Annotated in this window: 16 protein-coding genes; 9 read left to right on the top strand and 7 right to left on the bottom strand. The window is 54.3% G+C overall.

Translation table 11 applies throughout. The features are described 5' to 3' along the window. Nucleotides 1-17: 17 nt before the first annotated feature. Both AB8B76_RS08455 and AB8B76_RS08450 read left to right on the top strand, forming a co-directional pair. Nucleotides 18-1,772: an ABC transporter substrate-binding protein gene (locus AB8B76_RS08455; protein WP_405271651.1), complete on the top strand. Its 1,755-nt coding sequence runs from the start codon at nucleotides 18-20 to the stop codon at nucleotides 1,770-1,772. Next, the gene (locus tag AB8B76_RS08450) at nucleotides 1,769-2,350 is read left to right on the top strand and encodes a DUF3365 domain-containing protein (protein ID WP_405271649.1); all 582 of its coding nucleotides are present in this window, start codon (nucleotides 1,769-1,771) and stop codon (nucleotides 2,348-2,350) included. Before AB8B76_RS08455 ends, AB8B76_RS08450 begins: the two co-directional genes overlap by 4 nt. Nucleotides 2,351-2,729: 379 nt before the next feature. Here the strand turns inward: AB8B76_RS08450 and AB8B76_RS08445 are convergent, their stop codons facing one another. Next, nucleotides 2,730-3,503 carry an amidohydrolase gene (locus tag AB8B76_RS08445; RefSeq protein WP_405271647.1) on the bottom strand — a complete coding sequence of 258 codons (774 nt, stop codon included), beginning with the start codon at nucleotides 3,501-3,503 and terminating at the stop codon, nucleotides 2,730-2,732. Next, entirely contained in the window at nucleotides 3,491-4,642 is a 1,152-nt protein-coding gene (locus AB8B76_RS08440; RefSeq protein WP_405271646.1) for a methionine aminotransferase, read from the bottom strand. Before AB8B76_RS08440 ends, AB8B76_RS08445 begins: the two co-directional genes overlap by 13 nt. Before the next feature lie 189 nt (nucleotides 4,643-4,831). Between AB8B76_RS08440 and AB8B76_RS08435 the strand changes: the two genes are divergently transcribed. Beyond that, complete coding sequence (locus tag AB8B76_RS08435) at nucleotides 4,832-6,232, top strand: FAD-binding oxidoreductase (RefSeq protein ID WP_405271644.1); 1,401 nt, start codon at nucleotides 4,832-4,834, stop codon at nucleotides 6,230-6,232. Then, a complete protein-coding gene (locus AB8B76_RS08430; protein WP_405271642.1) occupies nucleotides 6,229-7,269 on the top strand; it encodes a mechanosensitive ion channel domain-containing protein in 1,041 nt (346 codons plus the stop codon). The genes AB8B76_RS08435 and AB8B76_RS08430 overlap by 4 nt, the downstream gene beginning before the upstream one ends. 66 nt (nucleotides 7,270-7,335) lie before the next feature. On the opposite strand, the gene AB8B76_RS08425 is transcribed toward AB8B76_RS08430, so the two are convergent. Both AB8B76_RS08425 and AB8B76_RS08420 read right to left on the bottom strand, forming a co-directional pair. Next, nucleotides 7,336-8,937 carry a phytoene desaturase family protein gene (locus AB8B76_RS08425; RefSeq protein ID WP_405271640.1) on the bottom strand — a complete coding sequence of 534 codons (1,602 nt, stop codon included), beginning with the start codon at nucleotides 8,935-8,937 and terminating at the stop codon, nucleotides 7,336-7,338. 26 nt (nucleotides 8,938-8,963) lie between these two features. Beyond that, complete coding sequence (locus tag AB8B76_RS08420; RefSeq protein WP_405271638.1) at nucleotides 8,964-11,000, bottom strand: prolyl oligopeptidase family serine peptidase; 2,037 nt, start codon at nucleotides 10,998-11,000, stop codon at nucleotides 8,964-8,966. Nucleotides 11,001-11,171: 171 nt separating this feature from the next. Between AB8B76_RS08420 and AB8B76_RS08415 the strand changes: the two genes are divergently transcribed. The 4 genes from AB8B76_RS08415 to AB8B76_RS08400 are packed head-to-tail and all read left to right on the top strand — an operon-like array spanning nucleotide 11,172 to nucleotide 14,927. Beyond that, nucleotides 11,172-11,951 carry a crotonase/enoyl-CoA hydratase family protein gene (locus AB8B76_RS08415; protein ID WP_405271636.1) on the top strand — a complete coding sequence of 260 codons (780 nt, stop codon included), beginning with the start codon at nucleotides 11,172-11,174 and terminating at the stop codon, nucleotides 11,949-11,951. A 44-nt stretch (nucleotides 11,952-11,995) separates the two neighbouring features. Further along, the gene (locus AB8B76_RS08410) at nucleotides 11,996-12,886 is read left to right on the top strand and encodes an alpha/beta fold hydrolase (protein ID WP_405271634.1); all 891 of its coding nucleotides are present in this window, start codon (nucleotides 11,996-11,998) and stop codon (nucleotides 12,884-12,886) included. 8 nt (nucleotides 12,887-12,894) lie between these two features. After that, nucleotides 12,895-13,908: a DUF1611 domain-containing protein gene (locus AB8B76_RS08405; RefSeq protein ID WP_405271632.1), complete on the top strand. Its 1,014-nt coding sequence runs from the start codon at nucleotides 12,895-12,897 to the stop codon at nucleotides 13,906-13,908. A 41-nt stretch (nucleotides 13,909-13,949) separates the two neighbouring features. Further along, nucleotides 13,950-14,927: a dipeptide epimerase gene (locus AB8B76_RS08400; protein ID WP_405271630.1), complete on the top strand. Its 978-nt coding sequence runs from the start codon at nucleotides 13,950-13,952 to the stop codon at nucleotides 14,925-14,927. 75 nt (nucleotides 14,928-15,002) lie between these two features. Here AB8B76_RS08400 and AB8B76_RS08395 read toward each other — a convergent pair whose 3' ends face one another. The 3 genes from AB8B76_RS08395 to AB8B76_RS08385 all read right to left on the bottom strand — a co-directional run bounded on the left by AB8B76_RS08395 (nucleotide 15,003) and on the right by AB8B76_RS08385 (nucleotide 20,233). Further along, entirely contained in the window at nucleotides 15,003-18,035 is a 3,033-nt protein-coding gene (locus AB8B76_RS08395) for a WD40/YVTN/BNR-like repeat-containing protein (RefSeq protein WP_405271628.1), read from the bottom strand. Nucleotides 18,036-18,164: 129 nt separating this feature from the next. Further along, nucleotides 18,165-18,932 (bottom strand): crotonase/enoyl-CoA hydratase family protein, encoded by a 768-nt coding sequence (locus AB8B76_RS08390; protein WP_405271627.1) that lies wholly within the window; start codon nucleotides 18,930-18,932, stop codon nucleotides 18,165-18,167. Between the two features lie 128 nt (nucleotides 18,933-19,060). Then, nucleotides 19,061-20,233 carry a dipeptidase gene (locus AB8B76_RS08385; protein ID WP_405271626.1) on the bottom strand — a complete coding sequence of 391 codons (1,173 nt, stop codon included), beginning with the start codon at nucleotides 20,231-20,233 and terminating at the stop codon, nucleotides 19,061-19,063. 142 nt (nucleotides 20,234-20,375) lie between these two features. Between AB8B76_RS08385 and AB8B76_RS08380 the strand changes: the two genes are divergently transcribed. Further along, nucleotides 20,376-21,497 (top strand): MFS transporter (locus tag AB8B76_RS08380; RefSeq protein WP_405271625.1); only part of this gene is annotated, 1,122 nt, incomplete at its 3' end.

Genomic DNA, 21,497 nt, shown 5'->3' with positions numbered 1-21,497 from the left:
CAGGGTAAACAATCATCGTGAAGACTTCGCAGTTCCTCGCCGCGGTTACATCGTCCGTCGTTCTTCTTGCAGGCAGCCTTGCTGGATGCTCTGACCAGAAAACCGACGCCCCCGTTAGCACTCCAGCGGACTTTGCCGCTAAGGCAGCAGATTGGGTCAACGAATTCCAACCATCAACGCTCTCCCGCGACGAGCAACTCGCTGAGATGGCCTGGTTCACTGGCGCAGCAAAAGACCTGCGAGGCATGTCGATCAACGTCGCCTCAGAAAGCCTGACGACTCACGAATATGAGAGCACACAGCTCACTAAAGCGTTTTTCGACATTACTGGCATCAAGGTCACACACGACCTGATACAGGAAGGCGATGTCATCGAGAAACTGCAGACTCAAATGCAGACTGGCGAAAACGTCTACGATGCCTACGTCAACGACTCCGACTTAATCGGTACTCATGCGCGCTATGGCTATGTGGTCCCACTCAGTGACTTCATGGCAGGCGACGGAGCGGGGGTGACCTCCCCCACGTTGGATCTGGAAGATTTCATTGGCATCAGCTTCACCACCGGTCCCGATGGAAAAATCTACCAGCTCCCGGATCAACAATTCGCCAACCTTTACTGGTTCCGCTACGACTGGTTTACAACGCCGGCTATTCAGGAACAGTTCGAATCGATCTATGGCTATCCTTTAGGCGTTCCGGTGAATTGGTCCGCCTACGAAGATATTGCTGAGTTCTTCAGTGTGCACGTGAAAGAAATCGACGGCGAACGCGTGTACGGTCACATGGATTACGGTAAGAAAGATCCCTCATTGGGATGGCGCTTTACTGACGCCTGGCTCTCCATGGCTGGCGCCGGCGACGCAGGAATCCCCAATGGCTTGCCCGTGGATGAATGGGGGATACGTGTTGAGGATTGCAGGCCCGTTGGCTCCAGCGTCAGTCGCGGCGGAGCCACTAACGGCCCAGCTGCCGTCTACGCGCTGTCAAAATACATGGATTGGCTAAAGCGCTTTGCCCCTCCGGAAGCGGGCGGCATGACCTTCTCCGAGGCAGGGCCAGTACCTGCGCAAGGGCACATCGCTCAGCAGATTTTCTGGTACACGACATTTACTGCAGACATGATCAAACCTGAGTTAGCGGTGGTCAATGAAGACGGCACTCCTAAATGGCGCATGGCGCCCTCACCGCATGGGCCGTACTGGAGCGAAGGTATGAAGCTGGGGTATCAGGACACAGGATCCTGGACTTTACTCAAGAGCACACCATTGGAGAGGCGCAAAGCCGCCTGGCTCTACGCTCAGTTTGTCACCGCAAAAACTGTGTCATTGAAGAAGACTCTGGTGGGTCTGACTCCCATCCGAAAATCTGATCTGGATGCCCAAGCCATGACAGACCTGGCTCCGAAACTGGGAGGCCTTGTTGAGTTCTATCGGAGTCCCGCGAGAACATTATGGACACCCACAGGGACCAACGTTCCCGATTACCCCAAGCTCGCGCAGCTATGGTGGGCGAACGTTGCCAATGCGGTGAGCGGAGAGGTCTCACCGCAGGTCGCTATGGATACGCTTGCGCAGCAGCAAGACCGCATCATGGAGCGTCTCGAGCAACATGGCGTACTTGGAGAGTGCGGACCTGCGCTGAACGAGCCCCGAGAAAACCAGTACTGGCTGGATCAGCCCGGAGCTCCTAAAGCGAAACTTGCTAACGAAAAGCCCCAAGGCGAAACAGTCCCCTACGATGAACTGATTAAAGTCTGGGCTGAAGGATGATTAACTTTTGGCCGTCGACAGCGGCTCTCTATTGTGGGCTTCTTGCCCTTGGTTTGGGCACTGCCCATGCGCAGGCTTCTCATCCAGAACAGAGATCCCTTGAACGCGGGAAGGAGATCGCTCTACTGGCAAAAAAAGAGCTGGGAGGACAGCTTCAGCAAGCCATGGCTAATGGCGGCCCAACTACCGCAGTAGAATTTTGTAACGAAAACGCCCTCACTATCACCCGTTCGCTGTCTGAGCAAACCGGAGCGGAAGTGTCTCGTGTGAGCGACCGCCCCCGCAATCCAAAAAACCAAGCCGCGAAAGCCGAACTTGCCTATATCGCCGAAGCGAAGTTGCTACTGGCGGCCAACGAACCCGTTAAGCCTCTGATTACGGACAAGGATGATCATGCGGTAGGGTTTTATCCCATCGTGACCAATGGCCTATGCCTTCAATGCCACGGGCAAGAGGGAACGGATATTTCTGCGGATACATTAAAGATCATCGACGCGCGGTACCCTAACGATGAGGCCACGGGATACAGCCTCAACGAACTCCGCGGGGTCTTTGTTGTGAGCATGCCGAAGAGATAGTGTGACTCTCTTCACAATCAGGAATTAAGCCGCGCGGAAATGTGATCGATTTCGCGCTTTTCCTTCAGTGCAGGTGAACGGATAGACGAGTAACGCTAATGTCGAGGCATGGACATTGTGACTCTTTTAGATCTACCCGTGCGACGTGCCCCTCCGTCGCAAACCCGTGCATTTGGTGAAAAATACTCCGAGTGCCTCAAAACCTGTGACTTGGTGCCTTATTGCTCGCACCTTGGAGATCCGTCATGCCATCTATTGCAGAACCGACCCGTATCGGCGGCAGTAACACCGAAATAACTTCGGCCATCAGCAGCTACTTGCGAGACCGCAGGTGCGTCCACCAACAGTGGATAACACCCGCGAGTTACTCGCCCACCACCTACAGCTCCACTGTGAAGCGGTCCGCATCCAGCGCCGTCGGAAAGGTCTCTCGATAATCCATCAGCGCCGAGGCGCTGAGACACACTGTTTCTACCGCAGCGCGAGAGCCTAGATCCAGAAGCACCGATCCGTGCTGGTCAAAGGCCATGCTGTCGCCGCTATACTCCAGCGCATTGCCATCCATCCCTACCCTGTTCACGCCAACCACACAGGCCAGATTTTCAATAGCTCGCGCCTGCAGAAGTGCCCGCCAGTGGTGCGCTCTGGGTGATGGCCAGTTCGCCACGAAAAACAACAAGTCATAGTCATCTCGATTGCGACTAAACACCGGAAAGCGTAGGTCGTAGCAGATCTCCGGCTTTATTCTCCAGTCTCGCCACTCTAAAACGACGCGCTCATTCCCCGACGCATAGTGATTGTGCTCACCCGCCATCCGAAACAAATGACGCTTGTCATAAGTCTCGACGCGTTCGGGAGTCGCAAACAGCAGTCGATTAAAAACACCGCCGTCATCCCGCGTTGCCACAGACCCCGCAATCGCGCAATCAAAGCTCCGCGCTTGAGATTGCAGCCAGTCTTGCGTCTCGCCGCCCGCCGGCTCCCCGTTAGCCTCGGCGTTCATGGAAAAGCCCGTGGTGAACATTTCGGGCAGCAATATTAGATCCGTTTTTGGCTGAGCTTCCTGCAGCACTCTGGCCAAATTATCACGGTTTGCTATGGGGTCTTCCCACACCAAAGCCTGTTGCACCAAGGTCACTCTTAAATCTCGCATAATCGCTCCGCTGCCTTCAGCAGCACTTCGTCTGACTTTGCAAAACAGAAACGTAAAACACGCTGTTCTGGGGGTGTTTCGTAAAATACCGATACGGGAATGGAGGCGACACCCAACTCTCGTGTCCAACGTTCGCTTAGCTCTGTATCAGGTTCATCACTAATCTCGCTGTAATCCAGCAATTGAAAATAGCTCCCCGCAGCCGCTGTCCATGAGAACCTTGAGCCAGAAAGAGCAGTTAAAAATAGGTCTCTACGGCGCTGATAGTCACCCGCGAGACTCGTGGGGTAATCCGGCTGGGCTTCCAGAAAATCCGCCAAGGCGTGCTGCACAGGCGTTACCGCAACAAAAGCTACGTACTGATGCACTTTTCTCAGTTCATTAGTCAACTCCGGTGGCGCAACACAGTAACCAGTCTTCCATCCCGTTACACTCAGGGTCTTGCCAAAGGAAAAGTGCGCAAAGCTCCTGCTTCTTAGCACCGGATGCTGAAGCACACTGCAGTGCGTCCGCCCGTCATAAACCAGATGTTCATACACCTCATCACTGCAAACAAGAAAACCGTGTTTCTGCGAAAGCTCCCCAAGAATATCTAAATCTCTCGCCGATACAGTGCTTCCGCAGGGATTGTGAGGACTATTGAGCATGAACAGCCTTGTACGCTTACTGATCGCCTTTTCTACTTTTTCCCAGTCAATGTCGAAGGACCCTGCCCTTAAGGGCACATGCACTGTTCGGCCACCTGCAAGCTCTACCGCAGGTTCATAGCTGTCGTATACGGGGTCGAGCACGATAACTTCGTCACCCGGCTTCACCACAGCGGTAATGGCGCAAAAAATACTCTCGGTCGCCCCAGGGACAACGGTAACCTCCGTGTCCGCATCCACCGCTACATTTCGATGCAATGCAAGCTGCCCAGCGATCGCTTCACGTAAACGCGGAAGGCCCGCCATAGGTGCATACTGATTATGGCCTCGCAAAGCGTGTTCACCGAGGGCCTGAGCCAGCCCCTCGGGTGGAGAAAAGTCCGGAAAACCTTGAGAGAGATTCAAGGCGTTGTGCGCCTGTGCCAAACCCGACATACGGGTAAAGATAGTCGTCCCTACTCGAGGCAGTTTGCTTGTCAGCGGAGGGTTCATGATTTTTCTGCGTTGCTTAAACAAGCAGAGGATACAACAGCTGTTGATGGCAAATGGGCATAAGAGTCATGGGCCTCGTAGTAGACTTAATCCCCGGGGTTCGCAATCCAACCTATTTGCCTTGAAACGGACAATGAGGCACCCAAGGGGAAAGCTCGTGTTTAGAGCCGATATTTCAGGAAACACAGAATGAATTTGCTTGAAGAGTTAGAGGGCGTTCTGAGCCCGGGTGGCCTCCTAACAGGCCCGGATGTTACTGGGCGAGCCGCCGGTGTTTGGCGGAGCGATCCTCTCTGTGCCCTTGCTATTGCAAGGCCTAAAAGCACCGCGGAGGTCTCTGAGGTCTTGAAGCTCTGCAGCAAACACAAGGTTTCCGTCGTTTCCCAGGGTGGGTTGACAGGCCTTGTCCGTGGCGCGGACGCCTCTCCCGAGCAACTCATACTCTCTCTTGAACGGATGAGAAGCATCGAAAGTATCGATCCCATGCAGCGGACGGCGACGGTTGAAGCGGGCGTGACGCTCCAGACGGTTCAGGAGTCCGCGGAGGAGCACGATCTTTTCTTTCCTTTAGATCTCGGTGGCAGAGGCACTGCGACGGTCGGCGGCAACGCCGCGACTAACGCGGGCGGTAATCGAGTGATCCGCTACGGAATGATGCGCGATATGGTGTTGGGACTGGAGGCTGTATTGGCCGACGGAACGGTGGTCTCATCAATGAATCACCTTATCAAAAACAATGCAGGCTACGACCTCAAGCAGCTCTTCCTTGGTACTGAGGGCACCTTAGGCGTCATCACGCGACTGGTCCTGCGACTTCGAGAAGCGCCTAGCTCAGAAAACATAGCCTTGGTGGGGTTCAAAAGTTTTGAGTCGGTACCAAAGATGCTGAAGCATGCGGATCGAGAGCTGGGCGGCGCACTATCGGCCTACGAAGTGCTATGGAACAATTTCTACGCTCTAGTCACGGAAGCTCCTGCAAAGAATCGGCGGCCACTGTCGTCGGAGTATCCTTACTATGCGCTCATCGAGGCGCAGGGCAGCAATCAGGAACTGGATAAGCAACGTTTTGAAATAGCCCTAGAGAAAGCCCTTGAAGAGGGACTGATCGTTGACGCTGTCATTGCTCAGTCTTCTACGGAGCGACAAAACCTGTGGGCGATCCGCGATGACGTCGAGCAAACGTTTCGGGATGGCCCTCCTGTTATCTTCGACGTATCTCTCCCGGTATCCGCTATGGAGAGCTACACCGCTGGGGTAACGTCTTCATTGGAAGCGCAACTCGAAGGCTGCGTTTGCTGGATTTTTGGGCATCTGGGCGACGGGAATCTTCACATCATCGTGCAAACCCCTGACGGGAAGGCCCAGCAGCACCGGGAGACGATTGAGCAGGCTGTTTACCAACCCCTAGAGAGCATCGGCGGATCGGTTTCTGCAGAACACGGCATTGGATTTGAAAAGAAACCGTATCTTCATCTATCGCGCTCCACGACCGAAATTCGCCTGATGCAAACTCTGAAAGCAGCCATGGACCCTCTGGCGATACTTAACCCCGGCAAAGTTATTGACCCTATACGAAGTCCTTCGTTATGAGCGCATTTATAGATCTAACTACCCCTTTTTTGCCGCTGCTGGCGACAATTGCGATCACCCTGCTAATCCTGGTGACAGTGAATGCTTTTCTGCGGCAACGCTGGAAGGAAGAACCGGAGGCGCAGTTCCAGTTTCAGCTGATCATGCTAGGGCTCACGCTCGCGGGAGGCCTAGCCGTTGTAGCCGCCCTCCCCGTTGGCGATGCGCTGCGCGGACAGCTACTGAGCCTCATAGGACTGCTGCTTAGCGCAGCTATCGCCTTATCCTCGACGACGTTTATTGGCAATATTCTCGCGGGCATTATGCTCAAGGCCATCCGCAAAGCCCGTCCGGGAGACTTCATCACCGTAGCGGATCTCACGGGTCGGATTACCGAAATGGATTTACTCCATACCGAGATTCAAACCGAGTTTAGAGACCTCGTCACGGTGCCCAATATTTTTATGGTCACCCAACCCCTTAAGGTTGTACGAGCGTCGGGCTCAATCATTACCGGAGAAGTCTCTCTCGGCTATGACGTTTCCCATAGCCATGCCAAAAGAGCATTGCTTGCGGCCGCTGAGGCTGCGGGTTTGACGGACTGCTTTGTCCACGTGCGTGAACTCGGCGACTTTGCGGTCACCTACAGAGTTGCCGGGCTGCTCGAGGACATCCGCAGCCTCATCTCCGCCAAATCGTCTCTCCTGACGGCAATGTTGGATGCCCTGAGCGACGAAGGCATTGAGATCGTCTCTCCGAACTTCATGACTACTCGCCAACTTTCCGCGAACCAAAAGGTACTCCCCGCGGAAAGCGGATACCGCGGCATGGACGATGTAGAGACCCTTGCGGAAGATATTGCTTTTGACAAAGCAGAAGATGCCGCGTCCGTGGAAAAAATTCGAGAGGCACTTCAAGAGACCGAAGACGCGATAGATGACTTAAACCCAGATCCCCAGGAAGACTACGAAAGCAGGAAGTCGGCGCTGAAACGCAAACAGGGGCGTCTTGAAGAGTTATTGAAGCGGGCCTCAGCCAGAGCAAAGAGCGAAGCCTGAACTATAGCGGCTGGGCTTTTCGTTGGGCCTTGCTTTGGGCTTTGCTATGGGCACGGGTTAGACGCCCTAAACTAAGCCTCGCTTTCTATCCTTGATAATCACGCTAGCGGCGTTTTTACCGGGCAAGCCTGATACGCCACCTCCCGGATGAGCTCCAGAGCCGCAAAGATAAACACCCTTTACCGGCATTCGGTGATCCGCATAGCCGCCAACGGGGCGCAAAGAAAAAATCTGATTAAGCGACAACTTCCCATGGAAGATGTCCCCACCAATCATATTGAGTTTCCTTTCTATATCGAGGGGCGAATTAATCTGCCGCCCCAGGATCGCTCCGCGAAAGTTCGGCGAGTATTTTGCAACGGTATCAATCACGACGTCGGCAACCTGCTCCTTAATGTCGTCCCAGCTCTGGTCATTAGGTAGATGGCGACGAAAGTGCTGGCAAAACAAGCTCATAACATGTTGCCCGGGAGGAGCCAGAGAGTCGTCCACCAAGGTGGGTATACACATGGAAATCACGGGGCTTGTTGCCCAGCCCTGCTGTTTGGCTTCGTCATAAGCGCAGTTCATGTAGTCCAGTGAGGGACAAATATCGATGGTGTTCTGCATTGCGGTAAGGCCGCTCTTATCATGATCCACACTATGAAACCGCGGAAGTTCGGACAAGGCCACGTTCATACGAAAGGTCGCAGATTCGCTCTGGTAAGCCTCTATTCTGTGCTTAAAGGCTGCCGGGGTTTGCGCGGTATCAATTAGTTGCCCAAAGAGCACCTTTGGATGCGTGTTGCACGCGATGACATTTGCATAAAAAGCGCGACCATCTTCGAGCACGACGCCCCTCGCTTCACCCTCCTCCATCTCAACACTGGCCACGCCTGCGTCGGTGAGAATTTCTACGCCCAATGATTCACAATAACTGGCCATAGCCTGTGTGATGGCACCCATGCCGCCTTTGGCATAGGACCAGGCGCCTGTGCGACCGTCGATATCTCCAAAGACGTGATGAAGGAGTACATAGGCCGTCCCGGGCGTGTAGGCATTCGCGTAGTTACCGATAATGCCCTCAAAGCCGTAAAGCCCTTTTACGACGTCCGTCTCAAACCAACGATCGAGCAGATCTCCAATGGACATGGTCATCAGCTCACTAAGCTCGACCTGACGCTCACTGGATAAGCGTCTAAAGGCATTCGCCTGCCGGATGAGCCTCCAGACATCGCCCCAGCCACCATCAAAGTTGGGCGGAATCTCTCGGGCAACCCCTCGAACCAGCTCTCCCATATCCTCCAGCATGTCTTCGAAGGCCGGATAGACCTCAGCGTCTGCTTTGGAAAAACGCGCGATGGCAGCCTGTGCCGCTTTGGTATCCCTTGGCAGATACATATGATCGTTGGGGAGTAAAGAAAGAGAGCCTCCCGGACGGTTGATAAGCGTGAGTCCGTGTTTCTCCAGTTCCAGATCTGACATCACTGAGCGATCCAGCAAGCTCACGAGATAGGAAAATACGGAATTGCGAAAGCCCGGATGAAACTCCTCGGTCAATGCCGCGCCACCCACGACTCCTCTTCGCTCGAGTACTCTCACCGTAAGACCGCTACGCGCAAGGTACGCCGCACAGCAAAGACCGTTATGGCCTGCGCCGATTACAATCGCTTCCGTCCTATTGCTCATGGCTTTATCCAGAACCGACACTCACCTCATTCCAGGTTATCGATGGCAATTCCCGGCAGATCATCCGCAGGACTCAGCCCCAGCACCTTGGCATAGAAGTACAGCTCCGCCTCCCGCGCCGCAATCTGGTTCTCTGCCTTACGGAAGCCATGAGACTCACCTTCGAACGCTACGTAAGCAGTAGGCACGCCCCGACTCTTGAGCGCATCGTAAATCATCTCTGATTGATTGGGAGGAACGATGGGATCATCAAGCCCCTGCAGCAGCAACAGAGGCGCACTAAAGCCTTCGAGATGATTAATGGGAGATCGCTCAACATAGAGGTCCTTTCGTTCCGGATAAGGCCCCACCAGTTGATCCAGGTAACGAGATTCGAACTTGTGTGTGTCCTTGGCGAGAGCTTCGACGTCCGACACACCAAAATAGGATGCGCCCGCCGCGAAGGTATCGTAGAAAGCGTGCACCGCCAGTGTCGTGTAACCACCGGCACTACCGCCGCGAATAATCAGACGGTCCGGATCTGCCAAGCCTTGCTCAGCGAGCCACGCCGCACCCGCGGAGGCATCCTCCACGTCGGTGATACCCCACTGACCATAAAGCGCTCGACGATACTCCCGGCCAAAACCGGTGCTCCCACGATAATTGAGATCCAGCACCGCAAATCCACGACTCGTCCAGTAGTAATGCTCAGGACGATAGCTCACGCCAGCCACACCTGTGGGCCCGCCATGTACGCTCACGATCAGCGGTGGCGCAGTCCCCTCGGGCGCCATTGCGTCAGGATTTTTAGGCGAGAAGTACACGCCGTAGGCTTCGCCCCCCGAAGCCAGTGGAAACGTCACCTGCTCATACTCCGATATCCAATCCACAGACAAGGCAGTATCAGAGGAGCGGCGGATGACCTCGGTAATCGTTCCATCGAGTGTCGCACGGACCAGCGCCGATGGCTGATCAGAAAAGCCCGCTGTGAAATACAACTGCCCCTGATCAAAAACTAGACTGCCGTAACTGACGGCGCCAGTTTGCAGAATTTGTGCAGATCCCGTGTCGTCCAGGAGCACTAGTTGCTCAACACTACCCTGCCGCGCGACCAACAACATTTTTCCATCAGGTAAAAACCAGTAATAACGACTTCCGATACTCCAATCAGGACCACCTATTTCCACCTCATCCAAACCCGTATCAATGGCCGTAAAGGAAGATCCCTCCACTAGGTAGGGCCTCCACCAATTGTCTCGGTCAGAAATCGCAACCAGGGTATTGTCTTCGCGCCACTGCGGGTCGATAACGGATTCATCGCTATCAATATTGTGCGTTTGCAGGTTTACCAGTGTTCCTTGCTCGTCAAAACCAGCGCTGTGCAAGGTGGTGCTATCCCACGGCATATTGGGGTGCATCCAGCTGGTGAAAGCGATACGGGTCCCGTCTGCAGATAAGCGAGGCGCAGACACAAAATCAGTGCCCGAGAACAGCACGGTACCTTCGTCTTCCTGATTCGGTGCCAAAGCTACAAGGCTATTTACCGGCTCTCCCAGACCACGGTGATCTTCACGGATGCACAGCAAGCGGTCCCGCGATTGATCAAAACTGCAACCTGCGTAGCGAAGATCTACGTCAGGAGTGATGGCTATCGGCGCCTCTCCGGGCACGAAGCGGTAGATACGCTGATCAGCAAAGTTGCTAAACCAAAGGACGCCGCCGTGAACTAAAAGAGAAGCACCCCCATATTCCTGAACGCGCGTGCGCACGTTGAAAGGCTCGCCGAGTATCTCCTTGGGATCCGAACCGGGCCTCCAGCGCATAATAGTGTTGCGTCCTCCCTGCTCCGGCCGAGACTCTAGCCAAAAGAAGTCTTCGCCGTCTTTAAGGAGACCGCCGATACTGCGAGATCCCTCTACCAACGAAGCAGCCGTGATAGGAGAGGGCCAGCTACCATAGGCCAACTCAGTGGCTGATCCATCCGTATGAGACTCCTCCCCTGAGCCTTGAGCCTCATCACCACTTTGCTCTGTACATGCCATCAGTAACACCGCCATTCCTAAAATTAAAATTCTCGTACTCATTACTTATCATCCAGAAGTTAAATCTGCGCTAGTGCGCTGCGCCATCTTGTTCGCTCAGTCTTATTGCCTTGGAGTTTTTTTTCAATTCAGTGCCATCTGGGCTCACGGAATCGTTTAACCTTTACGACCTTGTCAACAATATTTATAGCCCCTTCAAAGGAGAAAAGCTCCATGTCACAGGTGGAAGTCACTTGCAAAGACCATGTAATGCATCTACATCTTACCCGACCTGAAAAATACAATGCTCTGAGTCTGGAAATGTACGGCGTCCTGGCTGAGTCACTCCATCGGCTCGAAAATGATCCGCAATTACGGGTAGCTGTGATCTCAGGGGAAGGCCGCAATTTCACAGCGGGGGTTGAGCTGGATCAATGGGCTCCATACTTTGGTGGAGGTGAAGGATGGCCCATCGGAGAAGGACGGATCGACCCCATGGGCGTAACAGGACCGCAGCACAGTAAGCCGGTGGTGATAGCGGTACAGGGCTACTGTTTTACCTGGGGTGTGGAGATGCTGCTAAATACTGAGATTCGTGTTGCCGCCAACGACACCCAGTTCCAAATGCTTGAAGTTCAACGCGGCTTGTTTCCCTGCGGTGGCGCTACCTTTCGGCTACCACGAGAAATTGGCTGGGGGAATGCGCAACGCGTACTTCTCACAGGCGATCGCTGGAGCGCAGAAGAAGCCTTGCGCTGGGGCATGGTGCAGGAGCTAACGGAGCCAGGCGCACAAATTGATCGAGCCCTCGAGCTGGCACGCTCCGTCGCCGATGCTGCCCCCCTGGGGGTACAGGGTCTGTTGGCTGCAAGTCGTTACTCTCTAGAGAATGATCGCGATGCCTGTGCCAAGCAAATCTTCAAACAACTCGTTCCCATTATGCAGAGTGACGATGCCGCTGAAGGCGTGCAATCCTTCATAGAGCGCCGCAAGGCACAGTTTACTGGCCGCTAATAAACGCACTCACCGCCATTTTGATCCACAAGGGATACACTGTTTTGCCAAACATCAACGTTAACGACATTTCCATAGAGTACGAGACGCACGGCAACCCCGATAACCCGACGGTCATGCTGATCATGGGGCTCGGCACGCAACTTACAGGCTGGCCACCCGCGTTCTGCGATTCCCTTGTCGAGCATGGATACCACGTATTGCGCTTCGATAATCGTGACATCGGACTCTCAAGCCGCCTCGATCACCAGCGCATGCCAAACATCCCGCGGCTGGTCATCCTCAAGATGCTGAAGATGCCCGCCCCAGCTCCCTACACATTGGATGATATGGCCGAGGATGCCATAGGCCTGCTAGATGCTCTGGATATCCAGCAAGCTCACATCGTGGGTGCTTCCATGGGGGGCATGATCGCTCAGCTGGTTGCGGCACATTATCCCGAGCGCACATTGAGTCTCACATCCATCATGTCTACGACGGGGCATCGATCGCTACCCCGAGCTGACCGCGATGCGACAAAAGCTTTGCTACTGAAGCCAGACGACCCAAATGATCCGGCGTCAATCATCGAAAGGAACGTTCGCGTCAGAAAAGCGCTTCAAAGCCGCACGCACCCCAAAGATGACGATGAGATTCGCCAGACAGCGGCAGACGCCGTAAATCGTGGCGGTTACTATCCCGAAGGCGTCGCTCGACAACTCGCCGCCATCATCGTTGCAAAGGATAGACGGAAATTGCTGCGCACCGTAGAAGCACCTTCCCTCGTTATCCATGGTGAAGAAGACACACTGGTCAAAGTGGAGTGCGGCGTCGACACAGCAAAGCACCTGAACGACAGTGAGCTAAGGATACTGCCAGGCATGGCGCATGACCTGCCCACACCTCTGCTGCAGGAAATTGCAGATGGAATTCACAGCGTTGCCCAGCGCGCCTAGGACATGTTGTGACTAAAACTTCGTTTCAACTTCGTTCACCCTATCTGATTTTTGTGGGAGACGAGTCCCGCCCAACCTACGCTAAAACCGGCAAGGGGGTCGCTGACTGGCGCCCGGAGCTATGCATAGGGCAGTTGCGACTTTGCAATACCGCTGCTGACTTAGGCTTACCGGACATGCCCGTAGCAACAGCGAGCGAACAAGGTGTGGGATCGTTAATCGTGGGTACTGCACTGGTTGGAGGAAGTATTCCTGATAGCTGGCTGGATACGCTTTGCGAGGCAGCGAAGTCTGGCATCGACATTGTGGCAGGTCTGCACACTCGCCTTGACAGCATTCAGGTATTGCGCGACGCCGCAGAGGAAGGCCATAGCCAACTTATCGACATTCGTGTTCCCCCAAAAGACATACCCGTGGCAAGCGGTGTGAAACGCACCGGAAAACGTTTACTCACCGTTGGGACCGATTGCGCCCTGGGTAAAAAATATACCGCACTGCAATTAGAGCGTGATATGCGCGAGCTGGGAATGGACGCCGATTTCAGGGCGTCGGGACAAACGGGCATTATGATCGCAGGCACGGGAATCCCCATCGATTGCGTCGTCGCCGATTTTATTTCCGGGGCGGCGGAGTTGCTGTCGCCCGGCAACGATCCTAATCATTGGGACTTAATTGAGGGCCAAGGCGGCATTTTCCATCCGGGATATGCTGCGGTGAGCCATGGTCTACTTATAGGCTCTCAGGCGGATGCATTTGTCGTGTGTCACGCTGCGGGACGCACGCAGATTGAAGGTTGGGAGGATTATCCGGTACCAAGCATTGGCGAGGTGATTGATCGCACAATCGCCATTGGTTCACTCACCAACCGCGAGATTCGCTGTGTAGGTATTAGTGTAAACACACTGTCGCTAAACGCAGATGAACGCAATGATTACTTAGCGCAGCTAGCCTCTAGCTATGGCCTTCCCTGCGTTGATCCTATGATCACAGGTACAAAAGCGATCATTCAGCAACTGACTTAAGGCGACTGAATCACCATTCATAGCTAGGGGATACTCATTTTATGAAAGTCACGGTCGATGTCGTCTCCTATCCCATGGAAGTCCCGTTTGCGATAACCGGGCATGTATTCCATGACACCGACACCGTATGCGTAACTGTGGAAGATGACGGTTTTGTAGGACGCGGGGAATCGGTGGGGAGCTATTACCTCGACGAAACTGCCATCAGCATGAAGGCAGACCTCGACACCGTGATCGCCAAGATCACCGCCAGCACCACACCAGAGAGCCTCCAGGATTTAATGCCGCTTTGCGGTGCTCGTAACGCGCTGGACTGCGCATTGTGGGACCTGCGCGCCAAGAGATCAGGTAAACGCATATGGGACCTCTTGGCCATTAGCCCAAAGGAATTGATAACGGTGTTCACCGTCGGAATGGAAGATGTTGCGGTCATGGCCCAGCGCGCTGCCGAAGCCACCCAATTCCCCCAACTCAAAATCAAACTCAATGGTGATCAGCCTATCGAACGCCTCGAGGCTATCCGCGCTGCGCGTCCGGACGCTACGCTGGTGATAGACGTAAATCAGGGTTGGAGCTTCGCGGAGCTTAAGGAGTATCTACCTGCCTGCCAGAAGCTGGGCGTTGCAATGATCGAGCAGCCGCTCCCTCGGGGCGAGGATGCACAGCTCGAAGGCTTCAAATCGATCGTCCCTTTAGGGGCAGACGAATCCTGTCTTGGCCTTAGCGAGTTTGAGCAGGCTGCAGAACGCTACGACGTACTCAATATAAAGCTCGACAAGTGTGGTGGGCTGACAGAGGGACTGGCCTTAGTGCGCGCTGCTCAAAAGAAGAACATGCAACTCATGGTGGGGAACATGACCGGGACTTCCCTATCCATGGCTCCAAGCTACGTTATCGCGCAGTTCTGCCAATTCGTCGATATCGATGGGCCTCTATTGCTTGCTCATGATATTGAGAACGGCCTCGAGTACCGCAGCGGCGGTACTGTTGGCCTGCCTAGCGCGTTGCTTTGGGGTTGAGCATAAATCGCATTGAACGCGAACGGCGAGTGAAGTAATTGACCTCAGCCGCCTAGCCTACGCTACGTAGTTGAACTAACCGTCAAGACTAGCCATTACCGACGCGTACTCTGCACTAAGCTCGGCAAAGCGCGTACGCGCCTCTCCACCGGGCTCCTGATCGGCTTGATCAAGCATGCGCGAAAGATAGCTAAGCTGGCTGATGAGTCGCGGTTGCATGTAGGTACCCTCTTCCGTCACCAACTGCCGAATGGCCGCCTCGAGGACCCCTCGACGCTCAGTGTCGGCGTCTGCCAGCTCCTCTAGCTCCGACTCAAGGCTATGCGCCGTGCGCCGTGCCTGATCCAGTAGCTCAAGGACCTCACGGTGGATCTGTAGTTGCGCCTGAATCTGAGCTTCCGTTACGCCTGCGTTCAGGACACGAGGATCCATGACAATATTTAGCGGCTGCGTAAAGCTCTCACCGCCCACGGTAAGCGTGACGCTATACGTTCCCGCCGTAGCCAGAGCGCCACCGGTGAAGCGTCGTTTTTCGTTCTCCTGCCAGGGACCGCGATAGCGCATATCCCAATGAAAACGATTGACTCCCTCTTTAGTCGTCAAGCCGCTACGCTTAATGTAGCGCACCTCGTTCAGCGCCATATTGTCCAGAAGCTCTCCCTGATTATCAGGGTCGGAGTCATCAACACTAGAAAATGCGTTGACTACATTTCCATCAGCGTCAGTAATTTCCAGGGTAACGAGACCATCCACATCCGCGGGTAAGAAGTAGTCAATAATCGCGGACGGTTTTCGGTACTGCGGGACGACCTTGGGATCACGGCCCTTATAGCTGGGACGCTGGCGATAACGCACAGTCTCTGCTGGCTCAAACAGGGTGACACCCTCTCCCATTGAGGGCATCGGCGCCTGCCGTAGTGCAGAGATATCGTCCAAGACCCAAAAAGCACGACCCATGGTAGAGACCACCAAGTCATCCCTGTAGATGCGGATATCCGTAACAGGTGTCACCGGCAAATTTTGCTGGAATGACTGCCAGCTGTCGCCATTATCAAAGGAAACAAAAAGGCCGGAATCAGTACCCGCGTAAAGCAGGCCCGGGCGTACAGGGTCTTCCCGAACTACGCGAACCGGATAATCCGCAGGGATACCATTCTTACCGTCAGTCATCAAAGTCCAGCGCTTACCGTAATCGGAGGTTCGGTATGCATAGGGCTTATCGTCACCCAACTGATAGCGAAGCACCGCAACATAAGCCACTGCGGGATCATGATAAGAGGGCTCAACAGAATCGACACGACCGCCTTTAGGACCGCGAGGGGTTACATCGCTCCAGCTATCGCCATTGTCTCTTGTCACGTGTACAGGACCATCGTTGGAACCCGTCCAAATCACACCCGGCGCAATGGCCGACTCACGAATCGAGTACAGCGTGCTGTAGACTTCCTCACCCGTAACATCCCGCGTAATCGGTGAGCCAGAAACCACTTGCTTGTCGGCTTCAAAAGCTGTGAGATCTGGTGAAATAGTTTCCCAGGTCACACCGTTATCACTAGTGCGATGGAGAAACTGCGATCCGTGGTACACCACATTGGGGTCGTGCGGAGAGACAGCAACCGGCGCAACGCGCTGAAACCGATACTTCAGATCTTTCGGATTCTGGCCGTACATATTGGTAGCGCCGACGTAATAGCTACGCTCTGTACCCGTCTCCTTATTAAACACTGAAAAACGGCCCTTACAATTCGCGTAAACCGTTGTGTGATCACCGGGCTTGGGTACCGCAGGACCCGTTTCGCATCCACCCGCCTCAATCAACCAGGCGTTGTCATTCTGCACGCTATAAGGCACTCGACTTGGTACGGCAATTGTGGTGCCATTATCTTGCTGACCCGCATATAGCCAGTACGGATATTGATCGTCGACGTCGACAGTGTAGAGCTCTGTTGTCGCCTGATTGAACTGGCTAGACCAAGTAAGACCTCCATTGTGCGTCACGTTAGCACCGCCATCGTTAGCCTGAATAAACAATTGCGGATCATCAGGATTGATCCACATATCATGGTTATCGCCATGGGGCGGCTCCAACTCCTCCCAGCTCGCTCCGCCATCCACAGACTTAAAGTAATCCGTGGCCATGACATAAACAGTATTGGGATCTGTAGGGTCAGCCTCTACGTTGCCGTAATAAAACGGACGAATGCGGATTCCTTTTGCAGACGAAACCTGAGTAAAAGTTTCACCCTGGTCTGAAGATCGATAAAGCCCGCCCTCTTCTCCTGGTGCTTCTACTAGGGCATAAACAACACTGCTGTCGGATGCTGAAATTGCGATGTCGATCTTGCCAATCAAACCCGAGGGCAATCCCTCGCTGATTCTCCGCCAGCTGTCGCCACCGTCAACAGACTTAAATAGGCCACCCTCTTCCTGGGTACCTCCACTGATGATTGTCCAGGGTTGTCTGCGAGCCTTCCATGCCGCTGCAAACACCACGTCAGGATTATTGGGAAGCAACTCGACATCAGCTATTCCCACAGCATCGGATATACCAAGAGACTTCTCCCAGCTAACACCGCCGTTTTCTGTCTTGTAAAGGCCACGCTCTTCATTGTCCGCAAAGGCTGAACCTATTGCCGCGACCCAAACCACGTTGTTGTCCCTGGGATCGATTTCTACGGCGCCGATATGCCCGCTTTTCTTAAGTCCAACATGCGTCCAGGTGTCGCCGCCATTGGTCGACTTATAAACGCCCTTACCCGGAATAACATTGGATCGCAGCCCATCGGAACCGGTGCCAACATAGAGAACATTGGTATCTGTTTGAGAAGCCGCAATGTCACCAATGGATGGGGACGCGAAATACCCATCAGAAATATTGTTCCAGGTAGTACCGTAATCTGTGCTCTTCCAGACGCCACCACCGGATGCGCCAAGATAAAAAGTCCCGGGCGCCTGCACGGTGCCGGCTACCGCCGTCACCCGTCCGCCGCGTGTAGGACCTACATTCCGGTATTCAAGGGCTTCAAAGTTCTGAGCGTAGCCAGGGATTGCTTGTAACGTAATGGCGAGAGACAAAGTGCCAAGAATGGGGAGAATCGTTCGGTTCACGGGAAAGCTCCGGAGAATTAGCATGGCACAAACACTACCACCGGATAGGTATCGCTACAATTGAGCGCGAGGAATATCTAAGAATTGCCGAGCCTGAAGGCCCGGCAATTGAGTGTGGCTTTTGAGCGCTTACTTGCCTTTCCAGTTGGGGGCACGCTTCTGCGCGAAAGCTGTGGCGCCTTCTATAGCATCCTCGCTGGTGAATACGTGTCCAACAATCTCTTGCTGCTTTGCAAACATTTCTTCGCTGCTCCAGTCCTGAGCACCGGCCACAGCCTTTAAGCTAGCGGCAACGGCCAGAGGACCGTTCGCGGCGATAGTCTTGGCGAGTTCTTGAGCCCCCTCGAGAGCCTTACCCGACTCAGAGATTCGGTTAATGAGTCCCAGTTCGTAGGCACGCTCCGCACTGATAAATTCACCAGTCAATGCAAGCTCCATCGCAATACGAGAAGGAATCTGCTTGGGCAGCTTCACAAGCCCCCCCGCTGCTGCTGCAAGGCCGCGTTTAACTTCCGGAATACCGAACTTGCTGCTATCCGAAGCGACAATGAGGTCGCAGCTGATAGCGAGCTCAAATCCACCGGCCAGGGCATAACCCTCGACCGCTGCGATGATTGGTTTTGTGGATCTGTATTCGGTAAGACCCGCAAAACCCCGACCTTCCACCTGTGGCAACTCACCGGTAACGAATGCTTTTAGATCCATACCCGAACAGAACGTACCGCCGGCGCCCGTGAGAATAGCTACGCGCAGGCTATCGTCTGATTCGAGTTCATCGATCGCCGCTGCAACACCTAGCGCCAACGCACGGTTCGCTGCGTTTTTAGCCTCGGGACGATTTAAAGTGATGACTAAAACGCCATCAATTTTCTCTGTTAAAACTTCGTTACCTGACATTCCTTACTCCTTTTTATCTGCAGTTATAGTCCGCGTAAGACGTGATTGTGCATTGCTCTACCTCTCGCTCCAAGGTCGGCAGCGGTCAATAAAGTTGGCCGCAGGTGACATCCACCCCCCGACCCTAGTTAGTCAGCCTCGAGCGGCAGATTCTCCTGCAAAAACCTCAGCATATTGCCACCCATCACCAATCGAATCTCCTCCTCGGCAAAACCCTGATTGAGCATCTCCTGGGTAAGGGCTGCCAATTCAGATGTATCGAAGGGCACCGTTGTCGAGCCATCGTAGTCTGATCCCAGGGCGACATGCTCGACGCCCACAAGGTCGATGCCATAACGAATCGCCTCCACAATACCCCTGGGAGACACCTTACAAATCGCAGCATCCCAGTACCCCACACCAATCAAACCACCACCCATTGCAATTTGTTGCATAAGATCATCGCTAATGTTTCGTGGGGTCGGACAATAGCCCTGAAACCCCGTGTGGCTGACCACCAACGGTGAATCACTCATTGCTAATACGTCGCTAACGCTTTGCTCTGAGGAATGTGCTACGTCAATAATCGCGCCGCGCTCATCAAGCCGCGCCACTACGTCTTTACCAAAGTCACTGAGCCCACCTCCGCCCGTACCATGCAAAGACCCACCAAGCGCGTTATCAAAAAAGTGATGCAGACCGAACATCCGCACACCGGCACTGCGCAGGCGATCGATGTTGTCCAGTGAGCCGTCCAGAGCATGAGAGCCTTCGATGCCCAGCAAAGCACCAATGGTCTGCACCCCTTGCGCTCGAGCCTCCATGACAGCCGCAAGATCATCTTGCGAGCGAAGTATCCGCAGTAAGGTCGGATCATCTGCTTGTATTGCGGCGAGCTTCCTCGCCTGCAGCAGCGCACGCTCCGTCAGACTGGACCAGGTTGCTACGGGCCATCGCTGAATCAACGCAACGAGGGTTATAGTATCCGGCGCATCCGCGTCATTGCTCTCGTAGTTTTGGCCCTTGGGAGAGCGCGTCACAAAGGTAAAGGCCTGGAGTGCGACATTTGCTTCCCGCAGTCGAGGCAGATCAACATGACCGCGATCAGCCCTGTCTGTCAGGTCCCGGGCCCAGAGCGTACTGTCGGTATGCAAGTCCCCAACGACTAAGGAGTCATGGAGGACTCGGGCGTCATCTGATATCACGTAGGGCTCGTGCTCCATCACCTTGTTCAATGACTGCTCGAGCATCCCCGGGCCCATTCCAAAACCAATAGCCGCAGCCAGTAGAATCAGCACACCAACTATCATTACTACCCTCATGAACCTACACCTCTTTATGGACGTATGATGTTTATCGTTATACCACCTGCGAACCGCGGTATCTCCTGATCCACTCCCAGTTCAAGCTGAGCGGTGATCGTCCTGCGCCGCCTTCACTATTAAGTTTTTGGGATCCTAGACCTTGAACCCTAGATTACTGAGTCTTGCCTTCGCCCCCTTCGCGCTAGGCACCAGCGCCTTCATATACATAGGCCTTATCGAGCCCATGTCTAAAGACTTGGGTGTCGGCATCGCAAGCGTTGGCCAACTTCAGACAGCATTCGCTCTCGCTTGCGGAATCGGCGGCCCCATTCTAGCTCGACTGTTCTCCAAGCTTGACCGCAAGCTCCTACTAGTTGGCGTGCTGGCAATCCTCGCGATAATGAATCTGGGCACGGCCCTCGCCCCGGATCTAGTTACCATGGGCAGTATTCGATTTGCCGCCGGTTTTTTTGCTGCGCTGACCTTGCCACTGGCAACGACGCTTGCGGTGACCCTCGTCCCCGAAGAGCTTCGGCCAAAAGCCATCGCGACTGTTCTGGCTGGTTACACCTTGGCTTTTCTAATTGGCATACCCATTGGCAGTATCCTGGGAGATCTGTATGGATGGCGCTCAGCGTTTTGGCTGGCCGCAGGTATTTCCGCTGTCGCCTGTATCGTTATCGGCCTATTCGCGCCCGCACATATTCACGCTCCTGAGCCCGGCGCCTCCAGCTTTCGCAGGGCGCTCGTCGGCGAGAATCCAAAACTTATGCTTATCACCATGCTGAGCTTTGGCGCGACTTTCGCAACGGTAAGCTTTATTGGCCCGGTTATCACCGCGTCTACTGGCATTACCGGTTCGGGAATCGCTGCTTTACAGATCTCCACGGGGCTGGGCAGCCTTTTAGGCCTTCCTGCTGGGGCGATGCTCGCAAAGCTATCCGCCCGCGTTGCCATGACCATACTCCTCAGTGCAATCCTACTCACGCAGCTACTCTTCTCTGTGGGAATGCTTCTGGATCTTGGAATATTTTCCATTCCCATAATGATCTTCACCATGGCCTTCAACTCAGCGGCGCTATTCGCCACCACTCCTGTCGCACAAACAAAGCTTGCTCTCGCGGCGGGACCTGCAACGACGATTGCCTTCGCGCTGAATGGTTCGATGGTTTATTCTGGGCAAGGTTTGGGGTCATCTTTGGGTGGCGCCGTAACCAGTTCCATTGAACTGGGCTGGACTGGAGTAGCTGGCGCGGTTGCGGCGCTCCTCGCGCTTCTCCTG

The organism is Congregibacter sp. (assembly GCF_045107095.1).
Classification (GTDB): domain Bacteria; phylum Pseudomonadota; class Gammaproteobacteria; order Pseudomonadales; family Halieaceae; genus Congregibacter.
The sequence above is the reverse complement of the archived record's forward strand: the minus strand, read 5'-3'. Positions and strand labels throughout refer to the sequence as shown.

What these genes read in the sequence shown, in the direction of transcription:
- AB8B76_RS08450 (WP_405271649.1), top strand. Translation starts at nt 1,769, where the DNA reads ATGATTAACTTTTGGCCGTCGACAGCGGCTCTCTATTGTGGGCTTCTT.
- AB8B76_RS08445 (WP_405271647.1), bottom strand. Translation starts at nt 3,503, where the DNA reads ATGCGAGATTTAAGAGTGACCTTGGTGCAACAGGCTTTGGTGTGGGAA.
- AB8B76_RS08440 (WP_405271646.1), bottom strand. Translation starts at nt 4,642, where the DNA reads ATGAACCCTCCGCTGACAAGCAAACTGCCTCGAGTAGGGACGACTATC.
- AB8B76_RS08435 (WP_405271644.1), top strand. Translation starts at nt 4,832, where the DNA reads ATGAATTTGCTTGAAGAGTTAGAGGGCGTTCTGAGCCCGGGTGGCCTC.
- AB8B76_RS08430 (WP_405271642.1), top strand. Translation starts at nt 6,229, where the DNA reads ATGAGCGCATTTATAGATCTAACTACCCCTTTTTTGCCGCTGCTGGCG.
- AB8B76_RS08425 (WP_405271640.1), bottom strand. Translation starts at nt 8,937, where the DNA reads ATGAGCAATAGGACGGAAGCGATTGTAATCGGCGCAGGCCATAACGGT.
- AB8B76_RS08420 (WP_405271638.1), bottom strand. Translation starts at nt 11,000, where the DNA reads ATGAGTACGAGAATTTTAATTTTAGGAATGGCGGTGTTACTGATGGCA.
- AB8B76_RS08415 (WP_405271636.1), top strand. Translation starts at nt 11,172, where the DNA reads ATGTCACAGGTGGAAGTCACTTGCAAAGACCATGTAATGCATCTACAT.
- AB8B76_RS08400 (WP_405271630.1), top strand. Translation starts at nt 13,950, where the DNA reads ATGAAAGTCACGGTCGATGTCGTCTCCTATCCCATGGAAGTCCCGTTT.
- AB8B76_RS08390 (WP_405271627.1), bottom strand. Translation starts at nt 18,932, where the DNA reads ATGTCAGGTAACGAAGTTTTAACAGAGAAAATTGATGGCGTTTTAGTC.
- AB8B76_RS08385 (WP_405271626.1), bottom strand. Translation starts at nt 20,233, where the DNA reads ATGAGGGTAGTAATGATAGTTGGTGTGCTGATTCTACTGGCTGCGGCT.